This window comes from Bacillus sp. ISL-77 (assembly GCF_018613105.1).
The window spans coordinates 152,570-167,101 of sequence record NZ_JAGGQY010000036.1 but is presented as its reverse complement, the minus strand read 5'-3'; the positions used below and the strand labels follow the sequence as shown (position 1 = coordinate 167,101).

Below are 14,532 nucleotides of genomic sequence, written 5' to 3'. Positions count from 1 at the left end.
GCAAAGTAAGAATTTTTCTGGCATTCTGCTTATGTTTTAAAATTAAAACTTATTCACACTGGATCGGCTTCGGAGCCGTTAGGATGTAAGAGAGGTAGGGCTTACGTCGTTTAGGTATAAAACCTACAGGTGGAAAAATAACCGCGGCAAACTTGTTTTTATAAACAATGATTATTATATAAGTTTTTACCTTGCGATTGCTAACAAGAAGTACAACCAATCACAAGTTACGATACGTATTCATTAAATGAATAAAACTAAGAAGGCAGAGGGATATTTCATTCCTCTGCCTTCGCCCATTTTAGAACATATTTACTAATTTTACTTCCAAAAAGTCCAAAACAAAAGGCCTGAATCGGTATCAGGCCTTTTTCATTTTATTTTTCGATAACAATCGCTTGTTTACCCATCTGCTCCCAAGCTTTAATAAAACTGGCGCGATTTAATTTCTGATTCTTTTCACCGTAAGGATTGTTAATATAAATATAATTTTCATCGTATCCTGTAATCGCTACACTATGTTCACTAAAGGTAATTTTGATTTGTCCTTGCGGGGTGTTCCACGTTTGAAAAACAGAAACTGGAGCAAAGCTGGACGTGGTAATGACCCAAACAGGAAGTCCTTGACCTACTTTTTCTAATACATCATCAAACGAATGATTTGTTAAATTAACTGCTTTATCACCGACATATTTTTGGGCGAGTTCTAATACGGGACCGTTATAAACTCCTAGTCCTGGTCCATGTGCCATATCGCCGACAAATCCGGCATTCGGATTACCCTTTTTACCGTTACTATAGTTTAACGGAACTGTTTTAATCTTTTCTGCTAACTCATTTTTAGTCACTTTTACACCGTGATAATTAAGAATCATCGCAAGGCTTGTTACCTCACAGCCGTTGTAAAGTATGGGTTGATCCATTTGATTTATTAATGGTACATCTAGGATGATACTATCTGGAATACTCGGTGCCTCTTTTGCGAGAAGTGCCACTATCCGGGTTTTTAATGGAGCGGCTTCGGTGACTTGTATCGCTTCTTGACGATCAAACTTTACAGCTAAAATCGTTTTAGCACTAATAAATAGTAGTAAGACAACTAGAATTGCAATTAGTATTTTTTTCATATATGAATATACCATTCCTTGTAATAGACTTTGCTGAATGACAATTGGTAATAGTAATATACTACTATATTACCTTACTAAAAAACAATAAAGGAAAGAATTTTCCAATTAATGATAATCTTTAAAGCTTAAGTTTTCCTTAAAAAATTCCCTTTAGTGGTTTGCACTAAAGGGAATAGGTTAAATTCGTACCTTATTATGGTTAATTTTTCGAATTACTTGATTGATTACTTCTGAAAAAACTAAGCCAAAGGCGATGGATCCTGCCAGCATGAGGACTTTTGCCGCCAATGCTATCGCTGAATTATAATCGTTCTCAACAAAATTCCGCATCGCATCATAGGCCAGACCTCCAGGCACAAGCGGAATAATTCCAGCTACACTAAAAATAATCACTGGCGTTTTATAGAACTTTGCTAATTGTTGACTGATGACAGCAATAAAAATGGTCGCAGCTAATGTTGCTAAAATGGCGTTATTTGAGTAGTCTTCTAGCAGGAAATAAATTAACCAGCCACCCATTCCTATCAGTCCGCACTTCACTAAGGATTCTTTCGGTGCATTAAATAGAATTCCAAAGGCACCTGTTGCAATTAAGCTTGTTAGTGCCTGAGCAAGAACAGCCACAATAAATACACCTCACTTCACATAAAAGATAATACGACCGCAATCCCTGTCCCAATCGCAAAGGCGGTTAGAAAAGCTTCCGCACCCTTTGATAACCCCGATACTAAGTGTCCCGCCATTAAATCTCTAATCGCATTGGTCACTAAGAGTCCAGGAACTAATGTCATCACCGAGCCAATAATAATTTTATCTAATTGCTGACCGACTCCAATTTTCACAAATAAAAATGAAAGCAATCCAATTACGAACGATGCTAAAAACTCCGAGAAAAACTTGATTGGGACAAAGCGATGAAAATATACAAAGCTTAGATAACCCATTCCGCCTGAAATCATCGCTGGAATAAAATCATTCCAGCCTCCCTCAAACATAATCATAAAACAACCGCTGGCGAGTGACGCAGCGGCCACTTGGAACCTAAAGGGAAACGTTAAATTAAGGGAGTCGATTTCCTTTAGATCTTCCATAGCTTCTTTTAGATTGACTTCTCCACCTGTAATTTTCCTTGAAATGCTATTCACCATAGAGACTTTTTTCAAGTCTGTTGACCGCTCCGATATTCTAATAAGCTTGGTCTTCGTTGGCTCTGTTCCTTCTGCTGAAAAAATAATTCCGGTTGGAGTTACGTAGCTATGAGTACTTTCTATACCAAAGGCCGCGGCAATACGCATCATCGTATCTTCTACCCGATAGGTCTCCCCGCCGCTTTGAAGCATGATTTTCCCCGCTAATAAGCAGACCTCCATAACTTCATATGTTTGTTCCACTTGTTTTTCCATTTATTTCACCACACACAATTCTCCATTTTTACTTAGTTTAAATTAAAACAAACGTTTAATCAAAGTTGACTTGTAGTTTGCATGATTTCCTTTTAACGGAATAGGAAAAAATCCAATATTTTATAAATATGATAAATGTTATCAATTATTTCTATACAACATATGTAAACTTGTTATATAATATTATATAATGATCTATTGTATCGAAAGGAATTTTGTCGATGAAATTAAACAATTCAATTTCAACACCTTTATATGACCAATTAAAACAAATACTGAAGGAGTCCATTGATCAAGGAGTTTATAAATCAGGGGAAAGACTTCCGAATGAAACGGAATTATGTGAGTTATATGGCGTTAGCCGAATAACCGTAAGACGGGCGATTCAGGATTTAGCAGATGAGGGTTTTTTAGAGCGAAAGCAAGGGAAGGGAACTTTTGTAACGCGAACCAAAATTGCCCGAGAATTGGTTTCTATAGATGGATTCTCAGATTTTAGTAAACAAATTGGCAAAAATCCTTCTAAGCGTATTCTTGCCTGTGAAGAAATGAAAGCTACTCCGGAAATTGCCGAAGCACTTCAAATTGCCATTGATTTACCTGTCTTAAAGTTGGTCCGGATCATGTCAATCGATCAACAGCCTTTTACACTAGATATCGCCCATTACTCGTTAGAACGCTTTCCCGATTTGACTGCACGATTCACAGAACATGCATCAACCTATGAAGTTTTGAAAAATATTTACCACATCAATATCAATTCTGGAAAAAGCAAAAAAATAATTACAGTTACTCCTGCTTCAAAATTTGAAGCGGAACATTTGGACTGCGAAATTGGTGAAACACTTTTTAATATTGATAAAACCGTTTACGATGAAACAGGTGTTCCAATTCATATTTCAAATTTCAAAACACAAACCCAATTGATTGCCCTTACCATAACAACTTAAAAATAAAAGGAATGAATGGGTATCCCTTTCATTCCTTTTTATCTTAGAAAGTTAATTGTTTACCATAACCAAATGCACCATTCACTTCACATGTTCTTGCTGCAATTTTTGCCGCAGCCTTCAATGATTCTTCAAGGGTAACCCCATTAAAGTGGTTGGTTAAAAAACCAGCAATGAAAGAATCCCCTGCACCTAAAGTATCAATCACATTTGCTTCTTCAATTCCCTGTTCGTATCGTTTGTTATCATGAGACATAATTACGCCCTTTGAACCTCTAGTGATAATGATAAACGGTGTTCCAAAACCATGTATCTTAAGGAAGATCTCTTCTAGTTCAATTTCTGTAAAATCACTTCCTGAAATAAACGCATACTGGATATGAGGGCAAACCTTTTCTAATAGTTCAGATGTAAAATGATTAGAGAAATCATAGGAAACGGGTAATTGTTGTTTAAGCAATGGCAATTCTTCCTCTAAATGACTATATATACTGGTATGTATCACATCAAACGTTTTAATGTATTCATAGTCATCTACTGATAGATTTAGCTTTAGTTTAGCCTGAACACCGCCTTTATTTGATTTAATAAAGATTCGGTCCCCTTCCACATTTAGATCAACATAAGCCTTTCCACTTTCCCCAACCGCTCTTCGAACGTGACTAGTATCTATTAAGTTCTTGTTTAAAGAATCTAAGATATGATCCCCTTCAACATCCGTTCCAACAATACCTATAAATGCCGCGGACTCCGCTCCACTTTGTTTAGCTAAAACAGCAACATTTAAAGCATTTCCACCTGGAAACATTTCATTACGATCCTGGTAGATGTCAACAACATTATCGCCTATTCCAATAATATTCATATTTCCCCACTCCTTCTTATCCTTTTACACTTCCTGATGATAAACCTCTAATAAAATACTTCTGCATGAACATAAATAAGAGAATAATCGGCAGAGCTGAAATCATTAAGCCTGCCATCAGAACTCCCCAATTGGTTTGAAGGGCATCCCGAAATTGCATCAATCCGGCAGGAATGGTTTTTAATGCATCAGAATCAACAAAGATTAACGCAAACATAAACTCATTCCAAGTATAATAAGCAGTTAACACAACACCAGTTAGTAAAATCGGTTTATTTAACGGAACAAAGATTTTTGTAAAAATGGTCCACGTATTACAGCCGTCCAAAAAGGCAGACTCCTCTAATTCCTTCGGTACCTCTAGAAAAGCAGCTCTGATCAGTAGGATGGTGATTGGAATTCGATAAGCAACATAGGGAAAGATCATTGCAAAATACGTATCATGAATTCCTAATAATTGAATGAGCTTGTATAGCGGGACTAAACTAACTTGTGGGGAGAGCATCATTCCTCCCATACAGAAAACTAATAGGATGTTCTTCCCTTTAAATTCAAACCTAGATAAACTGTAGGCTCCGAGTGCACTTATTAATACTGTTAGGAAGCAGGTAGTCGCTGTAACAATTAAACTATTAACAAAATATCCAGAAATCCCTGTGTTCCATGCCTCAGTATAATTGGAAAACAGCCATTCTTTTGGTAAAGCCCAGCTGCTGGAGAAAATCTCTGGAGTGGACTTAAATGAGTTAATTACCATCCAAAAAAGCGGATAAGCAATCACTACAAAATACAAGATCAGGATTGTAAAAATTGGCAGACTTTTAACAACATTCTTTTGCTTCCTATTTTTCTTTGTGATTGGGATCGAATGATGGTAGTCCATTACTTTGCTTGTCTCCACTCTAAACATCCTTTCCTGTTTTAAATAGCTTCAGCTGAACCAAGGAAACAATTAAGGTAATGATTAAAATCACAGTGGCAACTGCCGAAGCATAACCCATTTGGTCTTTACCGAAAGCTGAATGGTAGAGTAACGTTCCTAAAACTTCACTGGAATTACCAGGTCCGCCGCCTGTCAAAATATACGGTTCATTAAAGACGGTAAATGCACCGGTTAAGGTAATAAGTGTCGTAACGAAGAACATCTCTTTTACTTGTGGAACGGTGATTGAAAAGAATTTACGAATTTTCCCTGCCCCATCAATCTCTGCTGCCTCATACAATTCTTGGGGGATATTTTGAATCGCGACAATAAATAACATCATAATGTAACCAATACTTTGCCACTGTGACACAGCAATAACAGCGAAGATAGCGGTTTCAGATTCTCCCAGCCAAGCCCTAGTTAAATTTTCAAGTCCTAACATATTTAATAGCCCATTTAAAATTCCGATATCCGGGTTATAAACAAATGTAAACAGTAAAGCGATGACAGTCATCGAGATGACAACTGGAAGGAAAAATACGGTACGGAACAATCCACTAATGAATCGTGTTAGCGGATCTTCAAGTATAGCCGCTAGAATAAGTCCGCCAAATACCTGAAAAATAATCGAGATCACTGCATACCAGAGATTATTTTTTAAAGCTATATAAAAAACTTCATCTTTAAAAAGATTAAGAAAATTTTCAAAGCCAACAAATGTTTTTTCTACTGAAAAAGCAGAGAAATCATAGAAACTATAAAAAAAGTTTTCAACAATTGGATAGTAAACAAAAAGGGCCATAAAGATTAAGCAAGGTGCAATATATAGGTATGGTAACCACTTGTTTGTATTTTGCATAATAACTCCCCTTTTTTTAACAGGCGTATCTTTGGAAAAAAGGTGGTCAACTTGCAACCACCTTTTCTGGGTTCCTATTTTTTTGCAGACGCCTTAACTTCTTTTGCTGCTGCTCTGACATCCTTCATTACATCTTCTGGACTTTTCTTGCCGTCCAACATTAGCTGTGTTCCATTTAAATAAGCATCAACTATTTTAATATCAACAGCTGTATCAAACCATAAGTACGTTTGTTCAGCATTAACAATTAAATTGATGGCATCCTGTTGAAGCTTGGATGCATTTTCATCGGTTGTTGTTCCTTTAACCGCACTGTACTCACTTACTTCTTTTAACTGCTCTGTACCTTTTTCCTTCGAAGTTAAGAATTTGACAAATTCCATTGCTTCCTTCGGATGTTTTGTTTTCGAAGAAATCATGATTCCTTCAGGTGCTGCTGTGATGGAGTTGGCATTTCCTTCTCCACCTTCCACACCTGGTACATTAAACACACCTAAATCCTCTTTTAAAGATGGTTCAATAAGCCCGATTTCTGCAAGCTGGAAGAAGCCGATCGCTGCTTTTCCACTGTTAAATAACTCACGTGAATATTCATGGTCTACAGAGTTAACTCCTTTATTAAAGTACGGCTTCAGTTCCATGAATTTCTCTAATGCTTTAACATAACCTGGATGCGAGTAATCACCTTCAGGATTTTTGGGATCATAATCTTTATCAAGAACATCCTGTGGCACCATCAATTGATTCAATGTTCCAATATAATGGGAAATCGTCCATGGTGCTTTACTTCCAAATGTAATTGGAGTAAGTCCTGCGGCCTTTACCTTTTTAGAGACGTCAATTAGTTGGGACCAAGTGGTCGGAACTTCAAGATTTAAATCTTTGAAAATTTTCTTATTGTAAAAGAATGCCTTCCCGTCAGTCGACCACGGAATACCGTAAATTTTACTATCTAATGTGAAGGCGTTAAACTGGGAAGCAATGATTTGGTCCGACCAAGCCTTATCCTCTGCAACATACTTCGATAGATCTAGCGATTGTCCCTGACGTGCAAAGTTATAAGCAAATTCTCCGCTCCAAGAAAAGAAAACATCTGGAGGGGTGCTTGAACCTAAGACAACTCGAATCTTTTCTTTATATGAGTCGTTCAAGACGGCTTCCGTTTTAATTTTAATATTGGGATGGGCCTTCTCAAACTCTTTTACTGCCTTTTCAAAATATTGCTTTTTAGGTTGATTCGGCCAGCGGTGGAAGAATTTAAGTTCAACCACATCTTTTCCATTCGTTGAACTAGAACTCTTAGAACAGCCAGCAAAAAACGATAGAAAAAGGATAGAAATAATACTTAAAATTAATAACTTCTTCATTAAGCTTCCCCTCCAGAAAGGAATACATATCTATGATTATTGCAGTATATTGGTTATTTCATCTTGGTTTAGTATTCAACTGTCCACATATATCTTCTTTTTGATAGCGGATGATTTCGTGCTTCTGCTAACTGATCCGCATATTTTCTTAATACGTAATTTAAAACTAATGGGGCAATGTATCCTTGTACTTCCTCTGCAACCCCAGTGAAATCGAAGTCTTTTGCATCAAGGACAACCAACTTCTTGCCATAACGCTTAGAGAATTCTAATGCTCTTTCTTCTAAATGTCTTGTTTCGTCCAAGCCTAGCAGGATAATAAAAGGTGTTTCTTCATCAATAATTTCAAATGGTCCGTGGAAGTATTCTCCGGCGTGAATGGCGTGTGAGTGAACCCATTGCATTTCCATGAGGATACAAATTGCATAAGAGTAGGCAACACCATAATTTGCTCCGCTTGCCATTGTATAAATAATTTTTTCATCTTTATACTGTTGTCCAAAAGCCTCTGCCTTTGTTTGGTAGAGTGCAGCAGCTTTTTCGTAAACATTTTGTAAGTTCTCAAGACTTTCTTCTACTAAACTAGCTTTTTCGTTATTTTCAACAACTTTTAGTACACCAAACACTAGTTGATATAGTACTGAATAATTGGTTGTGAAAGCGCTTGCTTTTTCGCCCCATTGATACTTCAATACAACATCAGAAGCTTGTGCCAATGGTGATCCTTCCTCATTGGTTAAAGAAACCGCCAATGCCCCTTTTGCTCTAGCAAATTTTGCTGCCTCCACTGTTTCAGGTGTTGTTCCTGAGTGCGAGCACAAAATAACCAGGGAATTACTTCCAAGTTTTGCATGATTGCGATGGATAAATTCATTTGCACTAAAAAGATGGGCATCAAGAACTTTTGCTTCGCGGTCAATTACATACTTGCTTGGATACATAATGGCAGAAGATCCTCCACATGCTACAAAGAAAACATTGGAAATATTTCTTTTTTCTACCTCTGCTAATGCTTGTTGCACTTGATTTTTCACGTCAATTACTAATTCAGTCGTCATTTTGTTGCCTCCCTGATAAAATATTTTAGTGAATGAACACTAGTAAACTCTTTAAACAACATACAACTTTATATAACGTTATATGTTGTTATATATAAATTACTATACTTTTAAACTCTAGTCAATTGAATTTTCAGAAAAATGAAACGACATTTCTCGACAAAAAGCAAAATAGCCAGGGTTCTTCCCTGGCTTCTTTTTCTCGTTACTCCCCTATATTGTTTTCAAACCACTCTTGGAGCTCTTTCAATGAGTTAAACGTAAAAATCTCCTCGCCATTTTGCCCATTGTCAAACCCAGTGTTACCTCTTAAGGTAATTTGTCCTTCATCCTCAGAAATTAAGATAGCATAGGGATGATTAACATTTATATACCTTGAATCTAAATCGGTATCTACCCAATTCTTACTTCTCAGAAATGCTTCATAATGTTCCATTAAGATCCCTCCTATCTCTAAATATTGTTCCTCAAAACTTACTTATATTTGTAGATTTTACTCTGGTTTTTCAAAAAAAATAAACCTATCCGCAAAATGGATAGGTTGATCATAGTTCAATTATTTTTGTTTATAATACGTAATTGCTAATGCAAAGGCCAAGACGGTTCCTTTAACAATATCCATCGCATAATATGGGACGGACATCATCACGAGTCCGTTTTGGAGAATCCCGATCAGGACGGCTCCAACAAATGTTCCAAACGCGTTGGCCTTTCCAGCCCCAAGTACTGAAAATCCAATATAGGCAGCGGCAACTGAATCCATTAAATAGGGAGCACCCGAGTTAATTTCTGATGTCAAAACCCTTGAAGCGAGCACAATCCCGCCAATGGAGGCAAACAGAGCCGAAAGCAAATACGCTGCCACTTTATATTTATTAACTGGGATACCTGATAGTCTCGCCGCTTCTTTGTTACCACCGATCACATACATATATCGACCATGCTTTGTATAGTTCAAAAAGATATGCACGAGGATCACAGTCGCAGCCATAATGATAATAATCCACGGCACTTCTCCGATTTTTGCAAAAAAAGGACTGATCAGACCCGATGCCATCGAGCCATCAGGCATAACCATGTTTTGTGAAACAGTGGCCCCTTTTGTATACGTCAATGCTGTCCCTTGAATAATAAACATCGTAGCGAGTGTCATCAGCATATCTGGAATTCTTAATTTCACAATCATGAATGAGTTTATTGCTCCTACTACTAAGGAAGCACAAATCGCAGAAATGACCGCTACCAATGTGTTTTGTGAAAACCAAACAAACATCGAAATGACAATGGCGTTTGATAAGGAAGCGACCGATCCCACCGATAAATCAAAACCATCGACAGACAATGAAATCGTAATACCGATAGCGATAATCGTTACAATGGAGATCGAACGTAAGATATTGATGATATTACTGCCCTGAATAAAAGTAGGATTAGCCACTGAAAAAATAATAATAAGTGCAAGAATCGTAATAATCGTCCCATATTTATATAAAAATCGAAATAACTCAAAGACTCTTTTTGCCGGGGCTACTTGATTCTTTGCTTCAATATTTGCCTCCATTTTACCTGCCCCCTGTTGAATAAAATAATAGTTCTTCTTCGTTCGTTTCTCTCGTTTCAATTTCCTTTACGGACCTACCGTCGTATAAAACATAGACCCGATCAGTAATCCCAATAATCTCCGAAAGCTCTGAAGAAGCATAAATAATTGCTTTACCCCGGTTCGCTAGTTCTGCGATTAACTCAAAGATATCCTTCTTTGCGCCAACATCGACGCCTTTGGTTGGTTCGTCAAAAATATATACATCTGCTTCAGCTACGAGCCACTTTCCGATTGCGACCTTTTGCTGATTCCCTCCGGAAAGATTCTGTACCTTGGTTTCTTCGGAAGGTGTCTTAATTCCGAGGCGACGGATCAACTGCTTTGCCGTTTCTTTTTCTTTTTTTCGATCTAAAAAGCTTAATCTCTTTGAAAATTCACCTAAATTAGCAGCTGTTAAATTGGTTTCTACTGATTCAAGAACTAGGATTCCTTCCTTTCTCCGTTCTTCTGGAACTAGAGCAATTCCCTTTTTAACCGCATGATAGGGACTCTTTAATTTTAAATTATTGCCATGAAGAAAGATGTCTCCCCCCGTTAATTTCTCAGAGCCAAATAACGCCTTACACAATTCTGTTTTTCCAGCACCGACAAGACCGGCAATTCCAATGATTTCCCCTGCTTTAACATGAATATGTAAATCTTTAATTTTCTCTCTATCTGAAAGTCCTTTTACTTCAAGGATCGTTTTTCCAATAGACGTATTCTTCTCTGGGAACTGTTCCTCTAATTTTTGACCCAGCATATGCTCCACCACTTTGTTGATAGTCGTATCAGTAACTCGCTCTTTTGCAACAAATTCACCGTTTCTCATCACAGTAACTTCATCACAGACTTCAAAAATTTCTGGCAAGCGATGGGAAATAAAGATAACACCTACATTTTGCTTTTTTAAATCACGGACAATCCGGAATAGTTCCGTCGTTTCAGTATGACTCAATGGTGCTGTCGGCTCGTCTAAAATAAGAAACTTACATTGATTTGAAACAGCCCTAGCGATTAAGATCATTTGTTTTTCCGCTAACGTTAACTCACTTACAAGCTTCTTCGTCGGAAGCATAATGTTCATACTTGCTAGTATTTCATCCGCCTTTTGATGAAGGTCCTTCCATTTCATCCATTGCTTTTTCCCCATGTTATGGACTGTATCAAGGAGCATAATATTTTCGGCGACAGTTAAATATGGAATGAGAGCCGTATCTACTTCTTGATAAACGATTTGTATTCCTGTGTCCTGGGCATTTTTCGGAGAACGAATCTTCAGTTTTTTCCCATCTAACCTTATTTCACCGGTATAGTGGTCATAAGCACCCGCGAGAACCTTCATTAACGTTGATTTCCCTGCCCCATTTGCCCCAATCAAAGCTTGGATTTCTCCCGTTTCCATCGAAAAGTCGACCTGATTCAATGCCTTCACACCAGGAAACTCTATTGAGATGTTTTTCATCTCCAAAGTTGATCTCATCAAAATCATCCCCCGTAAGCAAACACTCTCTTCATCTATTGAAAAAGAGAGTGTCTAGTTATATGCTGACTATTCTTTATAATGCTTCTTTAACGTCTTTATCCACTCTTCCTCAAATGCAGTCGATTGACCCCAGCCTGGGATAATTTTTGCCAGATTAACCATGTTTACAGGCTCTTTTGCTTTGAGAAGATTTTCTTGTGAAACAAGTGAAGCATCTAAATCAAAGGTCTGTGGTGTTTCTTCACCTGCAAGCTTTTTCGCGAGTATTCTCATATCAACAGCGCCGATAAGTTTCGGATCGACAGCTGCTGTGTATTTCCAAGCGCTGCCTTTTCTTTGAATTTCTTGCAGATCCGCATTGGAAACATCGATTCCATAAATCTTCACTTCTTCACGTCCCGCTTCTTTCAAAGCTCGTGCTGCACCGATTGCAAATGCATCCCAAGTAGCAAATATGGCATCCAGTTTGCCTTTTGGATATTTATTTAACATGGCTGCAACTGCGTTTTGTGTTTGTACACTTGTATCTGCCGCAGCCACACCAAAGCGTTCCACTTCTTTAATTTCAGGATTTTTTGAAAGGACTTCTTGATAAACCTTATTACGTCTAACCATTGCAGGGAAACCGTCGACCCATAGGTAGGCAATATTTGCTTTACCCTTTGTATTCTTTACGAGTTGATCAAGGGCTAAAGTTGCTAAGGCTTCATCATCCTGTGAAGTAAGCGTTACTCCATCAAGCTTCGCAATATTTGGATTGGAGTCAAATGTAACTACACTTTTTCCTTTTTCAACTATCTTTTTTACATCATTAACAGTCGCATCATCGTCACCATGAGAAATGATAAATCCATCATAATCCTGGTCTAATGCCTGATTAATAGCATCATGGAACTTAGCTGTGTCACCATTTGCGGTAAACACGTCCACTTGAAAACCTAGGGCTTCTCCCTCTTCTTTTGCACCTGCTAAGAATTGGGCAGTATGATCATCACCGCCAATTTTACGGATAACCTTGATTTTTAACGGATCACCACTTGTAAACTTTTCAGATACACCTTCAAGTGAAACCTTTTTATGAGCGCTTTCTTGTTTTTTTTCTCCCTCAGAAGCACAGCCTGTGAGTAAGAGTGTTGCTGCTAATGCTGATACGAGTGTACATTTAAAGATATTTCTTTTCATGATTAAAGCTCCCCCTTTTAGATTCTTATCAATACTCCATTACTCCGATTGGAAAGGTTTGTTTTTATATAAAAATAAAAAACCCCTCCAGAAAAGAGAGGTTTCATCACAAATTAAGGGACTACTCCTCTCTTATCTTTCAAAACAATAAATTGTTTTGCAGGATTTAGCACCAATTCCAAACGGAACGGTTGCTGGGCGTCATCGGGCCAGTCCCTCTGCCACTCTTGATAAGAGAACGTATTATTCATTTAAAGTAATAAATTAGATTTTAGTCTCCTATTAACAAGTTGTCAATAGTGTTTTGAATATTTCTAATATAGTTATTATTCCCAATCTGTCAAGCCCTTTGAATATAAGTAATTGTATTTCCCAATTTTATATAAAGGGGATATCTCTTTAAAATTGTCAGAAATTTCGGTATGATAATATTTAGAGAACCGAAATACACTCTAGAAAGAAGTGTTATTTATAGTGATTCAACAGGAACGAGCAAAACGTAATTTAATCATCATGTGGTTTGCGAATTTCTTTGTCGCCGGAAGTATGACGATGGTTATGCCGTTCATCTCGTTGTACATTGAGACATTTGGAGATTTCTCGGAAAAATATGTCCAACATTGGTCAGGGTTCACGTTTGGGATTACGTTTGTTTCTGCCTTCCTCTTTTCCCCGATTTGGGGTAAAATTGGCGACCGCTATGGAAGAAAAAAAATCCTCATCATTTCCGGATTAGGGATGGGCATATCCATTTTTCTCATGAGCTTTGTCCATTCCGTTTGGCAGTTATTACTCCTCAGGTTTTTTATGGGATTCTTTTCAGGTTTTATCCCGATGTCACAAGCCTTTATCTCTACGCAAACGCCAAAGGAGATTGCGGGACGCGTACTTGGAACATTGCAAACAGGCAGTATTACAGGTTCTTTATTAGGACCTATGTTAGGTGGAATACTTGCAGATTCGCTTGGCTACTCCACTACCTTTAAGTGGACATCGATTTCCATTTTCATCTCTGCTCTTCTCGTCATCACCACAAAGGAATTTATGATTGAAGCGATAAAAGGAACTAAAGCCCACTATTCAAGCCGAGAAGTGGCTAAACATATTATCCGCAATCCGGTACTATTAACTGTTTTACTCATCTCTGCCCTTGTCCAGATCGCCCATTTCAGCATCCAGCCAATTTTGTCTCTATTCGTTAGCGACTTGCATGGACCAACCAATGTTGCCTTTTATTCCGGGATTGCCTTTTCTGCAGCTGGACTTGGAAATTTACTGATGTCACGAAATTGGGGGAAAATTGCTGATAAGTACGGCTATTTTAAAATTCTTATTATTCTTCTTTTCTTAGCAGGAATTGTCTACCTGCCAGGTGCAGCTGTTTCGAACTTTTGGCAGCTGGTTATCATCCGTATTGCTCTGGGTGTCACGATTGGCGGGATAATTCCTGTTCGGGTGGCATACATTCGTCAGGAAGCACCGATTACAATGCAAGGCGAAGTTCTTGGCTACAATACGAGTTTAAGGTTTCTTGGAAATATTATCGGTCCAATGTTGGGCGGATTTATATCTGGTTACTTTGGATTCTCTGCTGTGTTTATCTGCACCAGTGCGTTATTGATACTAAGTGGGATCATATTGTATGTTTCCATGCAACGCCATCCAAAACTGGTGAAACATACGGTTTAAAATCCTAACGATCTGCAAAGCAAAAGGCCCTTCTGT

The 14,532-nt window shown here is 37.8% G+C and carries 14 protein-coding genes and 1 riboswitch; of the genes, 2 read left to right on the top strand and 12 right to left on the bottom strand.

Going from position 1 to position 14,532, the window contains the following annotated elements; genetic code table 11:
• Positions 1 to 377: 377 nt before the first annotated feature.
• From J7E77_RS14570 to J7E77_RS14560, 3 genes are all read right to left on the bottom strand, one after another.
• Positions 378 to 1,127: a C39 family peptidase gene (locus J7E77_RS14570; RefSeq protein WP_088085750.1), complete on the bottom strand. Its 750-nt coding sequence runs from the start codon at positions 1,125 to 1,127 to the stop codon at positions 378 to 380.
• 180 nt (positions 1,128 to 1,307) lie between these two features.
• Positions 1,308 to 1,754, bottom strand: a complete 447-nt coding sequence (locus tag J7E77_RS14565; protein WP_168242171.1) for a threonine/serine exporter family protein — start codon at positions 1,752 to 1,754, stop codon at positions 1,308 to 1,310.
• Between the two features lie 17 nt (positions 1,755 to 1,771).
• On the bottom strand, positions 1,772 to 2,533 hold the full coding sequence (locus J7E77_RS14560) for a threonine/serine exporter family protein (protein ID WP_214715275.1): 762 nt from the start codon (positions 2,531 to 2,533) through the stop codon (positions 1,772 to 1,774).
• A 221-nt stretch (positions 2,534 to 2,754) separates the two neighbouring features.
• Between J7E77_RS14560 and J7E77_RS14555 the strand changes: the two genes are divergently transcribed.
• A complete protein-coding gene (locus tag J7E77_RS14555) occupies positions 2,755 to 3,483 on the top strand; it encodes a UTRA domain-containing protein (protein WP_214715274.1) in 729 nt (242 codons plus the stop codon).
• 43 nt (positions 3,484 to 3,526) lie between these two features.
• Here the strand turns inward: J7E77_RS14555 and J7E77_RS14550 are convergent, their stop codons facing one another.
• The 9 genes from J7E77_RS14550 to J7E77_RS14510 form a co-directional block, all read right to left on the bottom strand.
• Entirely contained in the window at positions 3,527 to 4,348 is an 822-nt protein-coding gene (locus J7E77_RS14550; RefSeq protein ID WP_214715273.1) for a PfkB family carbohydrate kinase, read from the bottom strand.
• A gap of 16 nt (positions 4,349 to 4,364) precedes the next feature.
• The gene (locus tag J7E77_RS14545) at positions 4,365 to 5,258 is read right to left on the bottom strand and encodes a carbohydrate ABC transporter permease (RefSeq protein WP_374102976.1); all 894 of its coding nucleotides are present in this window, start codon (positions 5,256 to 5,258) and stop codon (positions 4,365 to 4,367) included.
• Positions 5,251 to 6,132, bottom strand: a complete 882-nt coding sequence (locus tag J7E77_RS14540; RefSeq protein ID WP_214715272.1) for a carbohydrate ABC transporter permease — start codon at positions 6,130 to 6,132, stop codon at positions 5,251 to 5,253. Before J7E77_RS14540 ends, J7E77_RS14545 begins: the two co-directional genes overlap by 8 nt.
• Positions 6,133 to 6,206: 74 nt before the next feature.
• Positions 6,207 to 7,499: an ABC transporter substrate-binding protein gene (locus tag J7E77_RS14535; protein ID WP_214715271.1), complete on the bottom strand. Its 1,293-nt coding sequence runs from the start codon at positions 7,497 to 7,499 to the stop codon at positions 6,207 to 6,209.
• Positions 7,500 to 7,567: 68 nt separating this feature from the next.
• Positions 7,568 to 8,557 (bottom strand): SIS domain-containing protein, encoded by a 990-nt coding sequence (locus J7E77_RS14530; RefSeq protein ID WP_214715270.1) that lies wholly within the window; start codon positions 8,555 to 8,557, stop codon positions 7,568 to 7,570.
• A gap of 205 nt (positions 8,558 to 8,762) precedes the next feature.
• Positions 8,763 to 8,993, bottom strand: coding sequence for a hypothetical protein (locus tag J7E77_RS14525; RefSeq protein ID WP_088085742.1), 231 nt, complete (start codon positions 8,991 to 8,993; stop codon positions 8,763 to 8,765).
• A gap of 120 nt (positions 8,994 to 9,113) precedes the next feature.
• Positions 9,114 to 10,118 (bottom strand): ABC transporter permease, encoded by a 1,005-nt coding sequence (locus J7E77_RS14520; RefSeq protein ID WP_214715269.1) that lies wholly within the window; start codon positions 10,116 to 10,118, stop codon positions 9,114 to 9,116.
• Between the two features lies 1 nt (position 10,119).
• Positions 10,120 to 11,622, bottom strand: a complete 1,503-nt coding sequence (locus tag J7E77_RS14515) for a sugar ABC transporter ATP-binding protein (RefSeq protein ID WP_374102975.1) — start codon at positions 11,620 to 11,622, stop codon at positions 10,120 to 10,122.
• Between the two features lie 69 nt (positions 11,623 to 11,691).
• Entirely contained in the window at positions 11,692 to 12,807 is a 1,116-nt protein-coding gene (locus tag J7E77_RS14510; protein ID WP_214715267.1) for a sugar ABC transporter substrate-binding protein, read from the bottom strand.
• Positions 12,808 to 12,936: 129 nt separating this feature from the next.
• Positions 12,937 to 13,044, bottom strand: a riboswitch (SAM riboswitch).
• 276 nt (positions 13,045 to 13,320) lie between these two features.
• Here J7E77_RS14510 and J7E77_RS14505 point away from each other — a divergent pair.
• Positions 13,321 to 14,496, top strand: a complete 1,176-nt coding sequence (locus tag J7E77_RS14505; RefSeq protein WP_214715378.1) for an MFS transporter — start codon at positions 13,321 to 13,323, stop codon at positions 14,494 to 14,496.
• Positions 14,497 to 14,532: the final 36 nt, after the last annotated feature.